Here is a 19,253-nt window from a genome sequence, read left to right as displayed (position 1 = left end):
CTCTTTTTGAGAAATTTCGAGTTCTTCACGAATAAGATGAAGCTGATTTTCTAGCAGTAATTCATCTGCCATTTTTTGAATACGGGCTTGGCTCTCTGGAGAGCGATTAGCTAATAATTCTTGCAAAGTTTTAGCCATTAGATTGTTCTCCTAATGTTGAGAGATGAAGTTCATATTGTTGGTCTGCAATTGCCAGCATCTCTGTATAGAATCGTTTTTTACCGCCTTTATCAGCAATACATAGCACAATGGCCTGACGTAATGGATCGAATGCGAAGAAAGCTCTCAGTGGTTTACCTCGATGTTGAACACGGAGCTCTTTCATGTTGGTAAATTTAGAGTCATAGACGGTATCTACTAAAGGGCGGCCTAAACTTGGTCCTTGCTGCTGTAGAACAACCAGGGCAGCCAGAACCTTCTCTTGTGTTGATTCGTCTTGCTGTTCAAGCCACTGATTAAATAGATCTGTCGTAATGACTGTCCACATACCACAACCAAAATATAGATTATAGTCTATATTTTAGGAGCATTATTCTTGTTTTGCAAATGAGAAATGATAGGCAATAAAAAACCCCGGCATCCTGCCGGGGTTTTTCGTATTGGTTCGCTCGGTATAACTCCTGTCGTACCTTACAGTCCTTGTGCTTATCTCTTGTTATTCTTGTATGGAACTTCCTGTTCCCGATGAGTTCATCATAGGAAATTGCAGCTAGGTCGTATAGGCGCAAAGGGCTGGAATTGATGTGAGCATATACGTACAAGATTGGCTAAAAACTGGTCCAAGAATAAATAAACTCTTAGGTTAAAAAATATACAAATTTCGTTTTTTTCGCATATATCTGATCATGTAATTCTTAAATAATAATCTTACTAAAACGCAATTATACAAAGGAGATTGCTATGTCAAAAAGCCCTAATGATCAACGATCTATAGTAAAAAACCCTAATAATGTACAGCATACACAAAATCAAAATAATCACGCTAATCAGTTAAATCCGAACCACAAGCCTTCTAAATCTAAATAAGGATGAAATCTATGAGCAAAGCAGGTTGGCCAAGTACTACTGGTAATCCCTCAGGTGGTGGACGTGACAATAATCCACCTCGTAGTAAATAACAGTCATTAATAGTCAAATAAATCAGAAGGCCAACAATTAGTGCTTTCTGATTTATTTTTATTATTAAAAGCAGCAAAAAGCATGTCTAACTCATTTTCTGAAATTTTTAATATTTCGGAACCTGGTCTTATCAAAAGTGGAACATATAAATAAATTAGCCATAAGCCAGTTAATGAAAAGCCGTTAAAACAAGTAGTGTCTTCATGTAAGGTTTTTGCACCTACCATTTGATAAAAATGACTTAACAAGAAAAAATTTTTTTTTCCTTCTTTAAGTTGTCTTACGGCATATTTGATACGTTCAGCTTGTGATTCATCTATCAAAGAGAAGCTTTCTTCATCTTTTGGAACCTTTTTAGACATATCAAAAGATGTATATTTCTTTTTATTAGATTCCATACATGAGATCACCTTCACTAAATTCCAAAATAGATGGTTAGATGATTTTCTTTTTCCTTTTATTTTTCCCAGAAGTAAATGTTTATAAAGGGATACGCTGAAAAAATTGTCCTTAAAGATTAAAGAATCAAGATGAAATAAAATTAGAAATATATTGAAGTCTCGGTGCTTCAGTAAATCTAAACTGATTAAGTTTTTATAATCCCCAATAAAGAAGCTCTCTTTAAGAAAAAGGTACATTTCAACTACATTACCTAGAGGAAAATTATTTTTTTCTAAAATATTGTAGATTTCAACATGTTGATTCCATTCAGGAAAATTATCATTAGGATATAGTTTTAGTAATTTAAGTGTTTGAAGAAACTGAGAGTCTATTCTTAACTTTTCTGGATAATCAACAACATCATCGAATAATTCAGACGTTCTTTGAGATAGTGGCTGCCCTGCAAATGCAGTGTGATAAGCTTTTACATTTATTTTAAAAGCCTCTCTACTCTCATTTTTAATAACTTTTTTGAAACCACCTTTAGTAAGATCTTTCCACCATCTATGATGATAAGGAGTTAGATGGCCTGTAATAAATACGGATTCGGCTAGAGGAATTTCGTCAACAGGAATTTCATAGGAATCATTCATTAAAAAAACCTTAGATGAGAGTGAATTGGCTCAAGTGAACCTTTAATTATTTCTACAATTAACATAATACACCTTATACGAATTCAAAAATGGGAGCCTAAGCTCCCATTTTTATTGATGATTTTTTAATTCTTTGAGCATAGCATCCCGTAAGATTTCATTCATACGTGTTTGATAACCTTTTCCCTGTGCTTTGAACCAAGCAAGCACATCAGCATCTAACCGAATTGAAGTTTGTTGCTTTACTGGACGATAGAATTGATTGTGGCGTACAGCATTACTCCAGTCGGTAATTTCAGGTATATCTGAGAGATCTAGCTGATCGTCAGCAACCGTTCCCTTAGCAAGCAAGCGTTGAATTTCAGCATCTTGCTTGTCGCTGAATTTTTCATTCAGTTCTTTGCGTGAGTATCTAACCATGCTCATATCTATCTCGCTCCGCCTTAGTTACTTGTCTTGCACTAATGATTCGTATGATTTCACAGTCATCTTCATCAAAGATGGTGTGAGCTACTAAGAGCATTAGTACGCCTTTTACTTTTCCAATGGTTTGCCAACGTTCTTCACCATCGGTATGTCTGTCTTGGATTGAGATCCTTAATGGATCATCAAAAACAAGGCTTGCTGTTTCGAAAGAGACATCGTGCTTTTTCTGATTCTTTCGATTCTTTGCCTCATCCCATTCGAAATACTGTTCCATAAAAAACATTCAAATTTGTATATACAATAATGTATCACAAAATTGTATCACTCAAGCTGAAAAGCGTAATTTTTAGTCAGATTTATTGGCAAGAAGTATCAAAACCGCTCATAAAAAAGCCGACTTGTTTCCAAGTCGGCTTTTTGTGCATTTTTGGATTTTTCTGCTTTTATTAAGTGTTTGATATTTATATTAATATACAAGTGTATTGCGTATAACCACCATTATGTTAAATGGACAGTGATTTAGTGGAAAATTCTAGTTTTGAAATTTCAATAAAGAAATTTTATGTTAAGTAATCATATGGAATTACATATCATATATAATCTTTCAAAAGATATATTTTTATTATATTATTTAATTATTTACGTGCATTGAGATCAAGATGAAAGCTGATATAAATAAAGTAGAAGAAGAAATCTATACCAAAAGAAAAACTGTAAGATATGACATCAGGGATTTAACTGTAGAGCAAATTATAAATAAGTATCAGGATAGTTTAGATGAGTTCTGGGATTCTGAGACAAATTTAGAAGGTAGAAAGCCTCAATCCTATAATCTAATCTATATACCTGAATATCAAAGAGATTTTACTTGGGATGAAAATAGGCAATCCAAGCTTATTGAATCTATAGTTCTTGGTCTGCCAATTCCCTTTATTTTCGTAGCTGAAAATTCTAATAGCTCTTGGGAGGTTGTTGATGGTTCTCAACGTATTCGTACATTATATAATTTTGTGAAAAACAATTTAAGCTTAAAGAATCTTGAATCATTAAAACTACTTAATAATTATCAATTTAATGATTTAGAAGCTTCTAGAAAAGGAAAATTTTTAAGTACAGCTTTACGTTTAATCGTTTTATCTGAAGAAACGACAGATGATGTAAAAAAAGATATGTTTGAACGTATCAACAAGGGAAGTGATCTTCTTAAACCGATGGAAAGTAGAAAAGGAATATATAAAGGAAAGTTTAATGATTTTCTTTATAGTTATGCCAAAAATGATAAATATGTAGAATTAACTCCTCTTGAAAGATGGTTAGAAAAAAGACAAGAAAGAGAAGAATTGTTATTAAGGTTTTTTGCATTATCTGAAAATAAGCAATTTTCTATTGGTTTAGAAAAAATAGGGGTTTCAAAGCATTTAGATGAATATTTAGATAAGAAAAATAATTCTTTTGAAAAAATGAATGCTAAAGATTTAGAGAATGAATTAACAAAATATAAGAACATGATATCTAATGTTATAGATTTAGTTGATAACGTTTTTATATATGGATTTAGATTAGGTCATAATCCACATACAAAACGATCTGTTTTTGAAGCTATTTCTATAGGGGTGGGACAATTTATAGAAACTCATTCACAAATTGACTATAAAAAATTTGATAAGGAAGAAATTTTTAAAGGCTTAAATTCATACGAATTTAAAAAATTAATTAATGGAAATCAATTACATAAAAGGAATAAGCTAAATGGAAGAGTTTCATTCGTAGTACGTTTATTAGAAGAAAATTATAAATGAATATATTAATTAGAGAGGTTGATGATAAAAAAGAGAGCATATCTAACTTTTTTCACTTCTTGGAAAGACTTGAGTTTAATGAGCTAATTATAAATGATATAAATTTAGGTGAGGATTCTAGATATACATTACCTATAGGTATATCTACGGTACAAAAATCTAGTTGTATAATACTATTATACAATTTTATAGAGTCTGTCATTACAAATTTAATTTCTAAGATTCATGATGAAATCATAAGGAATAATATTAGTTTTTTTGATTTAAACTCTGATATTAGAAATACAATAATTATGTATTATTCAAATGTTGTTGAAAAAATGAATTTTAAAAATTCAGCACCTCATATACAAGAAATTTTTTTATTATTAGCAAATACTAAAAAAATGGGTTTAACTTATAAAAAGTTATCAGAATTCTATTCTTTGTATAGCGGAAATTTAGATTCTAGAGAGGCAAGAAAAGTTTTTCAGCATTATGGAATAAATATATTAAAGGATGAAGGGGGCTTAAAAACCATTAAAGATGGTCGAAATAAATTAGCTCATGGAGAACTTACATTTGAAGAATATGGGCGAACCTTAACGATCCAACAGTTAAAAGATTTAAAAGAAAAAGTTTTTATCTATTTTGATAGTCTACTTTCTCAAGTAAAGGAATATATAGAGAGAGAGAATTACTTAGAAGCTAATAATGGTGAAGAATAGCTAAAATTAACATAATACGCGTTATACGAAATACTTTTTTTTATTTCTTATAATTCATATCTTTATCGTATAGCAAAAAGCCCAATCATCTCCGATTGGGCTTTTTTTATTGATTATTCACGTTCCACGCATAAAAATCACTCATAGTTTCACGGCTTTCATTAGATCAATTGCATAATTCACATTCATGTAAATACAAAAAAGGAAGCTTTCGCTTCCTTCTTAAAGTTCACGGCTCAGCTTAGATACCGTATTTCACACGGTACGCTTCCATTTTCGCTAAAGCTTCTTTCTCGCCTTTTGCATCTAAATAATCCATCAAATCTTTCATGGTAATCAGAGCATGAACTGGAATTTCTAGCTCTTTTTGCACTTCTTGGATTGCAGACAAGTCACCTTGACCTTTTTCTTGGCGGTCTAGCGCAACCAATACGCCCGCAATTTGCGCGCCAGCATTTTTCAGAATGGTTACAACTTCACGAATGGCTGTACCCGCAGTGATCACATCATCAATGATCCAGACTTTTTTGCCTTCCACTGAAGCGCCGACAAGCACACCGCCCTCACCATGGTCTTTGGCTTCTTTGCGGTTAAAGCCCCAAGGCACACTCACACCGTGGTTTTGAGACAACGCCACAGCTGTAGCTGCTACAAATGGAATGCCCTTATATGCTGGGCCAAAAACGACTTCTACGTTATCGCACTGTGTTAATTTATCTGCATAGCCAGAAGCCAATAACGACAAGGCTTCTCCGTCATTTAGCAGGCCTGCATTAAAAAAATAAGGACTCACACGGCCCGATTTTAAAGTAAACTCACCAAATTTAAGCACACCGCGTGATAATGCGAGTTCGATAAAAGCTTGTGGATTAAATGCCGCTTGCGCTGTCATGAGGTGCTCCATATTTCAAATTTGAGGTTAAACCTGAGTATGATACCAAAGAGTAGCTATCCAAGTGATCAAAAAATTTTACGCGTGGTCTCAATTAACGTAAATGGCCTGCGCTCAGCAGAAAAAAAGGGGATTTTTGATTGGATTGCGGCATCAGAAGCAGATGTCATCTGTATGCAGGAATCTCGCATTACCCATGAACAATGGACAGACAAATTTAAACCTGAAGGCTGGTTTACGCACCTGTTCCCGGCTGAACGCCCAGGCTATGCAGGCACAGCCATTTACAGCCGCCTGCCATTCCTTTCTGTCAGCAACGGTTTAGGCTTTGAACTGGCAGACAGCCAAGGGCGCTTTATTTCGGCTGAATTCGATTTAGGTTTAGGCAAAACTGCGCACATCTGTTCACTGTACTTACCGTCAGGTTCATCTGGTGACGAAGCACAGGCCCGTAAAGACTTATTTTTAAATGAATACAAACAAATTCTGAAACAATGGCGTGAAGAAGAAAAATCTGTAATTGTCTGCGGCGACTACAATATCGTGCATAAACGTATTGATATTAAAAACTGGTCAGGCAACCAAAAAGCTTCGGGCTGCTTGCCGCATGAACGTGCATGGCTCGATCATATTTATGATGATCTTGGCTATGTCGATACCTTCCGTGAAGTACGCAAAGAAGCTGAACTCTATTCTTGGTGGTCAAACCGAGGACAAGCCCGCGCCAAGAACGTAGGCTGGCGTATTGATTACCAAGCCTGCTCACCAGATTGGAAAGAACGTACCGTAAATGCTTGGGTTTATAAAGAAACGTGGTTCAGTGACCACGCACCTGTCATTATTGACTACAAGCTATAATTTTAAACCACCTCAGTGAACACATGTTCACTGAATTAACGCTAATTTCTTACATTTACTGGCGTTTTTTGCAGGTTTATCTCTTATACAGATGAGCGCAATATAGCGACACAGCAAAGGGACATGTCAGGATGACGCAAAAGGATTGGACGCTGCAGGAAGTAAATAAAACAGGTTAAATGATTTAATCCGTTTTCAAGGATGTGACAATGGACGTTGTAATGAGACCCGCATGATCAGGATGATTAAATGCGGGTTTTCTCTTTTCTAAAAACTGCTTTTTTGTTTTTCACCCTGCAGCCGGGGCATTTTTACTTCTCACGCTGAATATATTTTTGAATCTGTATTTTTTATTGATCTTCTTTTTATAACGTCATTTTAGCTATGCTGTGTGTCAAAAGTATGACAGCCGCATGTCTTTCATGCTGCACATAGTGCTTTGCAGCAGAATTCGCTAAGCTAACAGCATTCCATATATCTCTTTAGGAAAATATCTTTATGCTTAAAATTTACGGCATTAAAAATTGCAGCACCATGAAAAAAGCGTTTGACCTGCTGAATGAACTTGGTCTTGCTTATGAATTTCATGACTATAAAAAACAAGGGATTGATGCTGCCAGTGTTGCTGCATGGCTAGATGCCAAAGGTGCCGATGTGATTTTAAATAAGAAAGGCACCACTTGGAAAAAACTGACTGAAGACGAACAGCAGCAGGCTTTGGCTAGCCCAGAAAATTTAACAGCGGCGCTGACTGCGCACAGCAGCATGATCAAACGCCCAGTACTGCAAACAGAACAAGGTTTAATTGTCGGTTTTGATGAAGCAGCTTACCGCGCGCTAAAATAATATGTCATGATTTTAAAAATCTAAGCAATAAAAAAAGCCTGACTTACATCAGGCTTTTTTTAAATGCAGCTATTAGATGCTGCATTCAACTTAAAATTAGTTAGCGCGGATCCAAGTTTGGTTACGGCCTAATGCAGCAACACCAATATAGCCGCGAAGCTCTAATTTTTTACCGCCATTTGCAAGCTCACCTTTCAATTTGTAAGTTTTGCCAGATTGCGGGTCTAAAATTGAACCATTTTCATAGCTGTTGCCGCCGACATTTTTCAGACCGCTGACAATACGTAAGCCTTTCAACGATTTGTTATGGTATGGACCTTCACATTTTGTACAAGCATTTTCTTCACCCACAGTCAAAATTGACTGAATGCTCGCAGTCAGCGTGCCATTCTTTTGTTCAGTAAACTTTACAATTGCTTTTGGCTGTTTTGTTTTGTCATCAATGGTTTTCCATGTTGTGCCATTTAACGGGTCTGCTGCATTCGCTAACGCGGTTAGGCCTAGCAATCCTAATGCAAGTGCAATTTTTTTCATTTTTTTCATTCCCTGGTCTGATATTAGACGCTTCATAGTATTTTGCGCCGCAACAAATTTTCAACTTTTAAATGCAGCTGTTTAGTGTAACCTTGTAACTAGACTTGGTAAATATCCCAGCCTGCGCTAAAACGATAAGAATACAGGAAGAATATGACTATATCGCCGCTGACTAAACAGCTCATCACAGAACGTTTTCTAAAAACTGCACTTCGCGCACCGAGCCGCCTCAATCTACCGCCAAATGCGCTGCGTTTTTCTTTAGAGCAGCTGGCAAAACTCATTCCCCAAAATAAAGACATTATCATCCGCCCGCTGCGTATTGCAGGCCTGCGCGCTGAAGAGCTGAAGCCCCAGCAGCAGTCAACACAGCTGATCTTCCATATTTATGGCGGTGCATTCTTTCTCGGCTCAATGAAAACTCACCGCGCCTTTTTGACGCAAGTTGCAGCCCGCACCCAAATGCAAGTCCTGCATGTAGATTATCCTTTAGCGCCTGAAAATCCCTATCCAGATGCTTTAGATGCTGTTTTTGATGTGTACTGCCAGCTATTGGACCAAGGTATCCAAGCCAAAGATATTATTTTGTCAGGAGATTCATGCGGCGCAAATTTAGCCTTAGCTTTAGCGCTTCGCATTCGGCAGGAGCAAATGCCGCAAGCCAGCGGACTTATCTTGCTGTCGCCCTTCTTAGACTTAACCCTGACCAGCGAATCACTGCGCTATAATCAAAAGCATGATGCCCTGCTGTCGATAGAAGCTTTGGAAACAGGTATTTTTTATTATGTGCCTAAAAATACAGACCGTTCAGATCCCAATCTTTCACCTTTTTTTGCCGACTTGAAAGGTTTGCCCCCTGTGCATATTCAGGCAGGATCTAAAGAAATTCTGCTGGATGATGCACAGCGCTTTAAAGAAAAGGCTGAACAAGCCAAAGTAGATGTAGAGTTTAAAATCTATACTGGCATGTGGCATAACTTTCAAATGTTCAGCGCATGGTTTGATGAAGCGAAACAAGCTTTAAGCGACTTGTCTGATTTTGCCCACCGCTTAGATCGAGACTAAGCGCTTTCTTTTTCAAACTAAAGCTCTGATCATCAGCCAGTTGAATAGCAATAAAAAAGGCCTGTTATACAGGCCTTTTTTGCATCAAGAACATATGCTCAAATTAAGCAGCTTGAATTTGTGCAAGCGCTTCAGTCATACCTTTTTCTTTGGCTTCTTCACCCATGTTTACACCTTCAGCACGAATAATGCTGACATCAGTAACGCCAGTGAAGCCGAATACTGTTTTTAACAAGCCTTCTTGGAAATCGAATGGGCTGTTTTCACCGTATACACCGCCGCGGCTGCTGACGATATATGCTTTTTTATCGCCAGCCAAACCAACTGGGCCCTTTTCTGTATATTTGAATGTACGGCCAGCAACACTGATACGGTCAATCCATGCTTTCAGTGCAGATGACAAACCAAAGTTGTACATCGCTGCGCCGACAACCACAATGTCCGCATCTAAATACTGCTGCACCAGCTGCTCACCAAGTTCACTTTGTTCTACATTTTGACCCATTAAAATTTCTGCGCTTAGATGCGGAATTGGCGCCGCTGCTAAATCCAGGTAATCCACTTGCGCATCTGCATGCTTCGTTTGCAGCTGCTGCACCAGCGCTTGGCTAAGTTTACGGGAAATAGATGCATCACCCATGATGCTCGAGTCAATATGTAAAATTTTCATGAGAGAACCTAATAGACTAAATAACTTGAATGCTGCTTATTATAATGACTTTTGATGAATAGGATAATCTGGCAAATTAAGACATAGTGTCTTAAAAATAGAACAAATGAATCAGCTTTCAAGATATTTCTTTTTAGACCAAAAATAAAAATTGGCTATTAGATGTTCAATAAAATTTATGCTATTTTAAAATTTAAAGAGATATCTACATAAACTTTAAGAAAAAAATTCAGGACCAAGCAAAAGGCCAATATTTTATAATGAATAAAATTTCATCTGCGCGTCACGGACTGCAGAAATACAAGATCACTCAGTATTTGCTTGAAAATGAAGTGGTCATGAACTGGAATATTCTGAAAAAATGCATTTTGATGCTGGTTTTAGGTTCTGCTGTTCATGTCACTTGGATCATTTGGAAGTCATTTGTGCTGCTCATGCCTGAACTTTGGCAATGGGTAGAGTTGCCTTTGCTTAAGCAGCAGCTCGGCCTGAATATTGTATTCTTAGTTCTTATGCTGGCCATAATTTACCCTTGTTATGCTTGGGCACATAAGCGCTGGGCACAGGTGATATTGCCTTATATTTCTGTCGGCCTTTTTGTCATCTCCCTATGCCGTGACGGCTATATTATTGGGGTGCTCAGTCCTGCAACAATGATCTCATACGTCAGTTTAGTCACTGTAGGCCTCGTCCTGTTCCCGCGTTTAATTGTGTATGTTGCATTCATTCCAGCAACCTTATATTTAACTGGCTGCACTGTACTGAGCTATTTGGGCTATATTGAATATGCACCCGTGTTTGTTCAAAACGATAACAACTACAGCAATGCCTTTTGGCTGCTGTCTATGGCCTTTTTCATTGCGCCGATCCTGCTGACCTGTCTGGCGCTGTTTGAGATTCTGCTCAGTCAATGGCGGCACCGCGAAAATCTAATCCAAAAACTGAGTCAGATTGACCCCCTGACCAATACTTTTAATCGGCGCCGCATTAATCAATGCCTAGATGAAATTGCGCTGCAGCATGAGGAAAATTATGCGCTAGTGCTGCTGGATTTAGACCATTTCAAATATATCAATGATGGTTATGGCCACCATAAAGGTGATGAAACCCTGATCCGCGTTGCAGAGGTGCTGCATAAACATCTGCGTACAACTGATATCGTTGGGCGTTTTGGCGGGGAAGAGTTTATTTTAATTTTATATCAATCGTCTTTGGAACAGGCCAAGCAAGCAGCTGAACGCTGCCGCGCTGCGATACAAGACTTAGAAATTTTCAGTGATGAAGGCATTCCGATTCGTGTCACAGCCAGTTTTGGCATTGCGATATCCAATGCAGACAAACGGCCTCAGCAGCTGCTCAGTCAAGCAGATAAAGCGCTGTATGAAGCCAAAGCTTGCGGGCGCAACCGCGTGAAAGCATTTAATACCATGACTCAGCATCAGCCGGCGCCAGTACATTAACTCATAGCTGGCTTGCGGTTTTATTTAAATCTCTGCTTGCGCGCCCAAAACCCATGCCTGCACTGAAGAATGCGTCAGCATAGTCTGCATATAGCGCTGTGCATCTTGACTTAGCGGCAGGCCATAGCTTTGAATACGCATAATCACTGGGGCATAAAAGGCATCTGCAATTGAAAAATTGCCGCATAAAAAACCATCTGACTGCGGACGTCCAGCCCAAATCTGTTCAATGCGCTGCATCTCTTTGCGCAAGCCTTCATGCTCCGCCCATAAGCCTGCCCCAGCCTCCCGCAAGTCTGCTTTGATATTCATACCGCACAGCTGGCGCAGCTGCATAAAACTGCTGTGCATTTCTGCACTGATGCAGCGCGCCCGCACCCGCTGCTGCGCATCTTTCGGGTATAGGGCTTTCTCTGGAAAGCGTTCCGCCAAATATTCACAGATCGCCAAAGAATCCCAGACCAGCACATCGCCATCCTGCAGCGCAGGCACTTTTCCATTCGGGTGGATGCGCTGCATCGTTTGCTGAAAGCTGCAATCTGGCGCTTGAGAAAATGGCACCACAATTTCCTCGAAAGGCAAATCAAATGCTGTACAGACCAGCCATGCCCGCATCGACCAGCTGGATAAATTTTTATTGCCAATATAAAGACGCATGCTTATTCATCCTGTGCTTGAAAGCGCGCGATCTGCTGCATCAACTCAGCTTCACTGAATGCGCCTGTTAAACGCAAACCGCGCACTTCCTGATGCGCTGCATCTAAAAACAGATACGTTGGCGGGCCTAAAATATCCCATCGATTCAACAGCGCTTGATGCGCCGCATCATAATGACTTAAATCTAATTTAATTAAATAATATGGCGACAGCGCCTGCTGCACTGCCATCGATTTTAAAATACGGTGCTCAATCGGCTGACAGGCGACACACCAATCTGCATACACATCAATCACCGCTTTTTGCCCCGCTGGGATCTGCTTCAGCAGCTGTTCAAATTCAGCCGCCGTCGCAGCATGGCGCCATTGCAGCACAGCATTTAACTGCGTACTGAAAAAGCGCTGACTCTGCTGGTATTGGCTATACAGCAAATAAGGGACAGCAAAGCAAAGGACTGTAATATACAGCCACTTCACCTGCGCGCTGCGCCGAAAAATATGCCACAGCACATACACCACAAAGCTTAAGCCTAAGGCCAAAGAGAGCCATTGCATCCACGCTTCATTGAGCAGCGGACGTACAAAATACAGTGCTAAACCGAGCATAATAAATGCAAATAGCACTTTAACCTGATTCATCCATTGCCCGGCTTTAGGCAAAATGCGTGAGCCCAGCACACTGGCCAGCAGCAGCGGCGTCCCCATGCCAAAACCTAACGTAAACAGCAGCAGCGCGCCCTGCCATTGATTCTGTGTTTGGGAAATAAAAATTAAAGCGCCAGCCAGCGGCGCGGTCATGCATGGCCCAACCAGCAGCGCTGAAATCATACCCATGATGCCAGCACCCGCTAAACTGCCGCCTTTTTGCATAGACTGCATGCGGTCCAGCCGATGCGTGAATGCCTGCGGCAGCTTCAGTTCAAATAGGCCAAACAGATTAAGAGCAAAGACCACAAATAATAAGCTAAAGCCAATTAGTGTCGATGGCTGCTGCAGCCAGCGCTGAAAATTTAGACCCGCAGAAGATGCTATCAAGCCCAGCACGGCATAAACCAGCGCCATGCTGACCACAAAAGTCAGCGCAATCATCCATGCTTTTAATCCCTTGCTGTCACGGACAATCAAGGAGGTTAAAATAGGCAGCATCGGCAATGAGCAAGGCGTAAACGCCAACAGCAGGCCCAAACCGAAAAACAGCAGCAATCCATAGCCTAAAGAGTGCTGTGCCAGTTTTTCTGACCATTGCTGGTCTTGGGCTGAAAATGTCTGAGTATCAAGCGCTGCGGAGGCAGCAGAATCATGGTCTAAATTAGAATTGCCCGCAGGCGCGGCCAGCAAACGGTTAGAGTTATCCGCCGCAGCCAAATCTAACAGCCGCTTTGGGGCTATGCCCTGATTTTGCATACTGACCAGCCCTGAAGCATCTGTTTCAAAACTGATGCTTTGCGGCGGATAACACACCCGATCCTTCGCGCAGCCCTGCCATGTGACTTGGTATTTTGCAGAAGGCTGAGCAGGCACATGCAGTTTCAGCTGATGAAAATAGACCTGTACCTGACCAAAGTTATCATCATGCAGCGGCTCTGCTTTCGGCAGCTGTAAAGGCAGCGCATGGCTGCCCTGCTTCACTTCCAGCTTATGCTGATATAGATAATAATCTTGCGGAATTTCCCAGCTGATTTCAGTTTCATTCAGCTGGCTGGAGCTGATTTGAATCGGAAAAGCCTGTTCTGCAGACAGCAAAGCTGGCGCTGCCAGCACTGACGCAGCCCATATGCTGAATACAGCTGTCGCACCATAAGCCAAAATTTTCATGCAGTTGGACTCTATCCTTCAAATCAGCATCATCAGGTTAAAATGCCGCAATATTTAGAACAGCACTGAAAAACCTAGACCTGATGTATAGCCTTTATGCTCGCCGTCTAGATCTACACCTACACTTGCATCCAGCTGCATACGGTCATTCAGCGCATAAATCAAGCCAGTTGCCAAAGCATATTCTTTTTCTTCACTTTCCGCTTTACGGAAAACCAGCTCAGAATAGCCTGATAAATTGCCTGCAATTGCATAGCTTAAAGTAGGCACAATGTTCATCGCCCAGTTGCCGTCCTGCACTTCATAGCGCATGCTGATGCTTGTGCCGATTAGATCACTATATGCATAATCAACAGCAGAACTTAGGCTGTAAATATCATCTTCATTGCTGAACTCTTCATTGCCTGTGGCAATAATCGCTTCAGCGAGCACCGCCATAGAAAGCTTGTCATCATTCAAATCTATCGCTTTTTTTAAGCCAATGCTGACATCACCCAGCCCATCGTTTTCAATATTTTTGCCTGCAATTTTCGTTTTAGACCAAAACGGGCCTTGCCAGCCTAACTGCAGTTCTAAACCTTCAGCTAAACCTGTACGGAGCAGCATATCGCCATTTAACACCGCAGTTTTAACTGTTTTGCCATCTACCTTATTTTCAAAATAAGAAGCGCTTGGCAAACCTTGCTCCCAGACCAGCTTCCCGACTGGGGCGATGCCTGTGCCCACACCAGCGCCAGGGCGGTCAAAAGAAAAATCTGCGGCCAGCGTATAAGTGCTGATACCTGCGAAAACTGCTGCGGTTAATGTGTTGATTGCTTTCATCATTTTCTCTGTCTTAAGCCAGTTCTTTGGTCATTTTAGCGCCATTGCTGCGCAGTAATTCTAAAGTTTGTTTTTCTTCTTGCAATGCTTCGTTCCAATTAATTTCGTCGAAATCGCAGTCAAAGAATAATTCACTGATTGAAGACAAAATAGTAAGGCCATCGCTGTCTTTACTATTCGGATCGACTTTTTCATTCAGCAGGCGCTGTACTGCTGGTGTACAAGCTGCGCTTGCCGCATCCCACAGCGGACCATAAACCTCTTCTGCATCCCATAAGTGCAAATTTGTTTTGGCTTGAATCATCAGCTCTAAGATTTCCAAATGTACCGCTAAACGCTGCTGTTTTTGATCTTCAGACAGCGGTTCACCCGACTCATAGGCTTCACATACATCTTCCCACCATTTAAACAACCCGTCTGACCAAACTGAAATTGCCGGCCCTTTTTCAAAGTCAATAAAATTGGGGTCGAGGCCTTCCGTTAAAAGCCGTTTAACCTGTTCTACATCTAACTCTTCTAAAGCTTGCACAAGGACTTGCTGCTGGGCATTTAACATGAAGATAGCTCACTGCTGAATTATTTTTCCTATTATGCCCAAGAAAGCTGCTTTTGTTGCGGGTTAATGTAAAACAAGTTTAATTTTTATGCCGCCTATATCCAGCTGTCATCAGAATAGATAAAAAAAAGCCCCTTTAAGGGGCTTTTTTTTATCTATTCGTAGGCTTCCTCGCCTTCCTCATCTGAGTCAGCCAGTACAGGCTGGCTGCTGCGAGGATTATCTTTTTTCTCAATCACATGTTCTAAACTGCGTTTTAAACGGTCTATCGCGCCATGGATTGCGGTATCTACATTATGGCCGCGATTATTCACAACCACAGGCTTCACGCCTGCCAGACGCGCTTCGATCATGCATTTGATGTCGTCATCACCACCTTTGTCCCCATTTTCATCACTCAGATGCACTGAAAAATGCGTAATACGTTCGCTATGACGCTGGAATTCCTGATTTAGTTCTGCACGTATATATGTAATCAAACGTTCGCTATTTTGAATGTTTTTGTCAGTACGGATTTCAATATTCATAATATCATCCCTAGTGTTTCAGTATTCTAAAATTGTGCAAAACTTATTATTTCGGCACGCTCTAACATGCTGTTTTAAAACAGCTAAATGCATCTTCAACTTAAATTGGAAGCTTATCCTCCACATTGAATGATGAACACTATAACGTCTGCAGAACCGTGTTCTTATACTTCGAATATCGTGCCTATTTAGAAATTATGCAAGTGCTATTTTTAAATTTTTTCATATTCCTTACATAATCTATGTCTTTCTATAAAATAGTGCACCTATACATTCCTTTTTACAGCAAAATTGCTGTTCATTTCAGCTTACATGTGCAAACTGCAAGAATATCGCTCCACAGCACAATATTTTTTATTTTTTGATAAACAATAAGTTGGTCTAAAACACACGATTCCTCCTGTGCATTATTCGTCTTTTGGTCATTTTTGGCTTTATTTTTGCTTGAGAATCTGTATCCTTTCACTGCTTCTTGGGGGAGACTTTTTTTGATGAAACTTACACAAATCGTAACTGCATGTGCATTAGCTTCTGCTGCTGCATTCACACAAGCCTCGCCAATCGTATGGCAAGACTTCAGCTTGGCTGGCCTTTATGGTGAAAACTATGCGGTTCCTTTTGCCGGTAATGACAACAAGCAAACGACGATTACTGCTGAATATGCAGCTAAATTGAAGTATTCAGATGTATTCTTCTTTGTAGACCACTCATGGGACCGCAATGATGATCAATCTACATATTTTGAATTAGCGCCTCGCTTAAGCATTGGTGAAGTTACTGGAAAAGATCTTTCTTTTGGCCCAATTAAAGACGTGCTGATTGCAACGACTTGGGAACATAACGCAGGTTACGACCGCCACAACAAAGAGTTCAACAACTTTATGTATGGTGTTGGTTTCGCCCTAGACATTCCATACACGCAGTACGCCAATGTAAACTTCTACAAAGTAGATAACGATTCAAAATCAGCTGGCACTAAAGATGATTATCAAATGACGATCACTTATGCGGTTCCATTCAAATTAGGCTCAGAAGATTTCCTTGTTGATGCATTCCTTGACTGGTCTACAGCTGAAAAAGGCGCTCAAGCAAGCGAGCTGAACTGGACGTCTCAGTATAAATGGAATGCTGGCAAACACATTTCTCCAAAAACTAAATTGTATGTTGGTATTGAGCATTCGGTTTGGAACAACAAATATGGCCTGAAAGGTCAAGACCAAAATGACGTAAGCGCATTGGTTAAATACCACTTCTAAGTTCTATTCAGAACAAATGAAGTAAAAAAGCAGGGCGCATTGCCTTGCTTTTTTTATGCCTAAGTTTTTAAATCAGTTTTATTTTTATAAGAAAAAAGTGCATGGCTTTTATCATCCGCAACGCGTCTGAAGCAGACCTGCCTGAAATCTTGCTTATCTACAATACAGAAATTTTACAGGGTTTTGCGACATGGAATGAACAAGCGTATAGTCTTGAAAAATTTCAAAAAAAACTGGCAGACATACAAGCCAGATCCTTCCCTTTCTTAGTCGCGGCAGATAGCGCGTCTAACCGAGTCGCAGGCTATGCCGACTATACAGATTTCCGCAGCTTTACAGGCTACCGCCACACTGTCGAGCACTCAGTTTTTATTGACCGCAGCTATGCCCGTCAGGGTGTGGGTAAACTGCTGCTGCAGCACTTGATTAATCATGCGCAGCGTAATCAAGTACATGTCATGATCGCAGGTATCGATCATGACAATACAGCGTCAATTGCTTTGCATCAGAAATTAGGTTTTATTCAAACAGGCTATATGCCGCAAGTCGGCAAAAAGTTTGACCAATGGCGTGACTTAGTGCTGATGCAGCTAACGTTCAGCACTGATCCTGCACCCTAAACGCAGGTTTAAATCAGTTTTGCAGGCTTAATGCCATCCTGAATTACACTGAGCACCGCCATATTGCGCTGCGCTGCATCACGGTATAAATCCTGCAGCTGCAGATAAATCAGCTTCAGCTCCGCCAGTTTCAGCTCTTGGGTCTGCGCCTGCAATGCAGTAATCACATTTGAAAATTGGTAATGCTTTTTAACTTCATCGACATGAATATTTTGCAAGACGTGATAAATTTCAGCTGCGCGCACAACCGTATTATAGCTGACGGCTTTACCGACATTGCGCGCTGAAAGCAGATGTTCCGCCTGTATAACCCAGCTTAAAACAGGTTTCACTAAATCAGGCAATTGCAGAAGCTCATGCAGCGATTGCCATGCATCGCCCAGATACAAAGATTGCTGCAATGAAGATGACTCAAGCACATCTTGAGGAGTTTCAGCCTGTATAATCAGGGTTTCCAAATCATTTGGGTGGACTAAAAATAAAATTGCTTCCATATTATTATCTTCTTGTTATGCATTGAATTAAGCTTAACTTTTTCCGTATAAAAAATATGCATTTTTTTGTATCCAGCTCAGCTTATTTTTTTCAAAAAATATTAATTCAGCTGTATTTTTCTAATGAACAGTAAATTATTGAATAGTCCAATCTGACTCAGATCTGGACTTTGGAAAATTCACATTTCTGAACTTTGGCGGATCAACGTCGAACTGGATGCTGTCTTTTGCCTGTTTCTATCGTTCGTCTATCTTGAATGATTGGAATTGCCTACGCATTGTCTCTTTACCTCAAATAGTTCTGTGTGTTTTATTCAAAAGCATAACAAAAATGGAGTCAAATCATGCTTAAGCATTCCCTCTTAATTGGGCTTTTGACTGTAAGCACCCTCGCTTCAGCAGACGATACCTTTGAACAAGAACTTCGCCAAGGGTGCGCCAAAATCAAAAGCGCTGCCAACTCTGGCAAGAAATTTTATGATCAAAAACAATATCAAAAAGCATTAGAAAAATTTCAGTATCAGGCGGCGTGGTCTTCTTTTTGTTTAATGAATCAACCTGAAAGCGGTGTATCCCTCACCGAACGGGATATCGAAATTGCCAACAATAATGTCGGTTTAAGTTACCGCAAGCTGGGGAAACCGCTTTGGGCCAGAGCATGGTTCTTGCGTGACGCAGAGTCTAAATCCAGTCAATTTAACTTAAAACAGCTGCCGCTTCCTAAAAAATCAGCAGGACCAGCAGGTAAATATGTACAGTATGCCGGTTTTGGGCAATGGCAACAGATTGAGGCAAAACCGTTTAAAAATATGTATCAGATTGAATTCGATGGCCTTTATATGGGGTTGCGCAGCCTCATTTATGGACCCAATATTGGTGAGTTTGAAACTGCAATGCCGCTCAATCGAACTCAAGCTCAATATCAGGCCGATGACTGTAAAATTAATTTAGAGTTCGCCTTCGACTCCAAAATGGGACACACCATTCATGTTCACGAAACCAATACTATGAGCTGTGGTTTTGGACACAATGTGTCAGCAGACGGAGTATTTCTAAAAGTAGATTAAAATCGCAGTACAGCATGTAATGCTTGTATT

Annotated in this window: 22 protein-coding genes and 1 pseudogene; 9 read left to right on the top strand and 14 right to left on the bottom strand. The window is 40.0% G+C overall.

The window, feature by feature from the left end; translation table 11 throughout:
• From D7V32_RS14440 to D7V32_RS14420, 5 genes and pseudogenes are all read right to left on the bottom strand, one after another.
• Positions 1-138, bottom strand: a pseudogene (locus D7V32_RS14440) (transcriptional regulator); the annotation flags it as partial.
• Entirely contained in the window at positions 131-487 is a 357-nt protein-coding gene (locus D7V32_RS14435; protein WP_092818271.1) for a type II toxin-antitoxin system RelE/ParE family toxin, read from the bottom strand. The pseudogene D7V32_RS14440 and the gene D7V32_RS14435, both read right to left, overlap by 8 nt.
• A gap of 637 nt (positions 488-1,124) precedes the next feature.
• On the bottom strand, positions 1,125-2,153 hold the full coding sequence (locus D7V32_RS17475; protein WP_213072555.1) for a hypothetical protein: 1,029 nt from the start codon (positions 2,151-2,153) through the stop codon (positions 1,125-1,127).
• Positions 2,154-2,264: 111 nt separating this feature from the next.
• Complete coding sequence (locus D7V32_RS14425; protein ID WP_120403538.1) at positions 2,265-2,579, bottom strand: BrnA antitoxin family protein; 315 nt, start codon at positions 2,577-2,579, stop codon at positions 2,265-2,267.
• Positions 2,566-2,853, bottom strand: a complete 288-nt coding sequence (locus D7V32_RS14420) for a BrnT family toxin (RefSeq protein WP_004884492.1) — start codon at positions 2,851-2,853, stop codon at positions 2,566-2,568. Before D7V32_RS14420 ends, D7V32_RS14425 begins: the two co-directional genes overlap by 14 nt.
• A gap of 385 nt (positions 2,854-3,238) precedes the next feature.
• On the opposite strand from D7V32_RS14420, the gene D7V32_RS14415 reads away from it, so the two are divergent.
• Positions 3,239-4,378 carry a DUF262 domain-containing protein gene (locus D7V32_RS14415; protein WP_120403537.1) on the top strand — a complete coding sequence of 380 codons (1,140 nt, stop codon included), beginning with the start codon at positions 3,239-3,241 and terminating at the stop codon, positions 4,376-4,378.
• Positions 4,375-5,085, top strand: coding sequence for an MAE_28990/MAE_18760 family HEPN-like nuclease (locus D7V32_RS14410; RefSeq protein WP_120403536.1), 711 nt, complete (start codon positions 4,375-4,377; stop codon positions 5,083-5,085). The genes D7V32_RS14415 and D7V32_RS14410 overlap by 4 nt, the downstream gene beginning before the upstream one ends.
• A gap of 241 nt (positions 5,086-5,326) precedes the next feature.
• Here D7V32_RS14410 and pyrE read toward each other — a convergent pair whose 3' ends face one another.
• Complete coding sequence (pyrE, locus tag D7V32_RS14405; protein ID WP_120403535.1) at positions 5,327-5,977, bottom strand: orotate phosphoribosyltransferase; 651 nt, start codon at positions 5,975-5,977, stop codon at positions 5,327-5,329.
• 39 nt (positions 5,978-6,016) lie between these two features.
• Between pyrE and D7V32_RS14400 the strand changes: the two genes are divergently transcribed.
• Positions 6,017-6,835 carry an exodeoxyribonuclease III gene (locus D7V32_RS14400; protein WP_120403534.1) on the top strand — a complete coding sequence of 273 codons (819 nt, stop codon included), beginning with the start codon at positions 6,017-6,019 and terminating at the stop codon, positions 6,833-6,835.
• Positions 6,836-7,333: 498 nt separating this feature from the next.
• The gene (locus D7V32_RS14395) at positions 7,334-7,681 is read left to right on the top strand and encodes a Spx/MgsR family RNA polymerase-binding regulatory protein (RefSeq protein WP_120403533.1); all 348 of its coding nucleotides are present in this window, start codon (positions 7,334-7,336) and stop codon (positions 7,679-7,681) included.
• 96 nt (positions 7,682-7,777) lie between these two features.
• Here D7V32_RS14395 and D7V32_RS14390 read toward each other — a convergent pair whose 3' ends face one another.
• On the bottom strand, positions 7,778-8,215 hold the full coding sequence (locus tag D7V32_RS14390) for a DUF2147 domain-containing protein (protein ID WP_120403541.1): 438 nt from the start codon (positions 8,213-8,215) through the stop codon (positions 7,778-7,780).
• A 153-nt stretch (positions 8,216-8,368) separates the two neighbouring features.
• On the opposite strand from D7V32_RS14390, the gene D7V32_RS14385 reads away from it, so the two are divergent.
• Positions 8,369-9,280 (top strand): alpha/beta hydrolase, encoded by a 912-nt coding sequence (locus D7V32_RS14385; RefSeq protein WP_120403532.1) that lies wholly within the window; start codon positions 8,369-8,371, stop codon positions 9,278-9,280.
• Between the two features lie 103 nt (positions 9,281-9,383).
• Here D7V32_RS14385 and D7V32_RS14380 read toward each other — a convergent pair whose 3' ends face one another.
• Positions 9,384-9,950: an FMN-dependent NADH-azoreductase gene (locus tag D7V32_RS14380; protein ID WP_120403531.1), complete on the bottom strand. Its 567-nt coding sequence runs from the start codon at positions 9,948-9,950 to the stop codon at positions 9,384-9,386.
• A gap of 260 nt (positions 9,951-10,210) precedes the next feature.
• Between D7V32_RS14380 and D7V32_RS14375 the strand changes: the two genes are divergently transcribed.
• Positions 10,211-11,410, top strand: a complete 1,200-nt coding sequence (locus D7V32_RS14375; protein WP_171407679.1) for a GGDEF domain-containing protein — start codon at positions 10,211-10,213, stop codon at positions 11,408-11,410.
• A 24-nt stretch (positions 11,411-11,434) separates the two neighbouring features.
• Here the strand turns inward: D7V32_RS14375 and D7V32_RS14370 are convergent, their stop codons facing one another.
• From D7V32_RS14370 to D7V32_RS14350, 5 genes are all read right to left on the bottom strand, one after another.
• Positions 11,435-12,067: a glutathione S-transferase family protein gene (locus D7V32_RS14370; RefSeq protein ID WP_120403530.1), complete on the bottom strand. Its 633-nt coding sequence runs from the start codon at positions 12,065-12,067 to the stop codon at positions 11,435-11,437.
• A gap of 2 nt (positions 12,068-12,069) precedes the next feature.
• Complete coding sequence (dsbD, locus tag D7V32_RS14365) at positions 12,070-13,881, bottom strand: protein-disulfide reductase DsbD (RefSeq protein ID WP_120403529.1); 1,812 nt, start codon at positions 13,879-13,881, stop codon at positions 12,070-12,072.
• Positions 13,882-13,935: 54 nt separating this feature from the next.
• Positions 13,936-14,703, bottom strand: a complete 768-nt coding sequence (locus D7V32_RS14360; protein ID WP_120403539.1) for a transporter — start codon at positions 14,701-14,703, stop codon at positions 13,936-13,938.
• A 13-nt stretch (positions 14,704-14,716) separates the two neighbouring features.
• Positions 14,717-15,259, bottom strand: a complete 543-nt coding sequence (locus D7V32_RS14355) for an ankyrin repeat domain-containing protein (RefSeq protein WP_120403528.1) — start codon at positions 15,257-15,259, stop codon at positions 14,717-14,719.
• A 155-nt stretch (positions 15,260-15,414) separates the two neighbouring features.
• A complete protein-coding gene (locus D7V32_RS14350) occupies positions 15,415-15,786 on the bottom strand; it encodes an HPF/RaiA family ribosome-associated protein (protein ID WP_120403527.1) in 372 nt (123 codons plus the stop codon).
• A gap of 491 nt (positions 15,787-16,277) precedes the next feature.
• On the opposite strand from D7V32_RS14350, the gene D7V32_RS14345 reads away from it, so the two are divergent.
• Together D7V32_RS14345 and D7V32_RS14340 are read left to right on the top strand one after the other, a co-directional pair.
• Positions 16,278-17,042, top strand: coding sequence for an outer membrane protein OmpK (locus tag D7V32_RS14345; protein ID WP_120403526.1), 765 nt, complete (start codon positions 16,278-16,280; stop codon positions 17,040-17,042).
• Between the two features lie 101 nt (positions 17,043-17,143).
• Positions 17,144-17,662 carry a GNAT family N-acetyltransferase gene (locus D7V32_RS14340; protein WP_120403525.1) on the top strand — a complete coding sequence of 173 codons (519 nt, stop codon included), beginning with the start codon at positions 17,144-17,146 and terminating at the stop codon, positions 17,660-17,662.
• Between the two features lie 8 nt (positions 17,663-17,670).
• Here D7V32_RS14340 and D7V32_RS14335 read toward each other — a convergent pair whose 3' ends face one another.
• Entirely contained in the window at positions 17,671-18,156 is a 486-nt protein-coding gene (locus tag D7V32_RS14335) for a DUF1877 family protein (protein ID WP_120403524.1), read from the bottom strand.
• A 344-nt stretch (positions 18,157-18,500) separates the two neighbouring features.
• On the opposite strand from D7V32_RS14335, the gene D7V32_RS14330 reads away from it, so the two are divergent.
• Entirely contained in the window at positions 18,501-19,223 is a 723-nt protein-coding gene (locus D7V32_RS14330; RefSeq protein WP_120403523.1) for a hypothetical protein, read from the top strand.
• Positions 19,224-19,253 lie beyond the last annotated feature (30 nt).

It is taken from the genome of Acinetobacter tianfuensis, from assembly GCF_003611465.1.
In the GTDB taxonomy this organism is placed as follows: domain Bacteria; phylum Pseudomonadota; class Gammaproteobacteria; order Pseudomonadales; family Moraxellaceae; genus Acinetobacter; species Acinetobacter tianfuensis.
The sequence above is the reverse complement of the archived record's forward strand: the minus strand, read 5'-3'. Positions and strand labels throughout refer to the sequence as shown.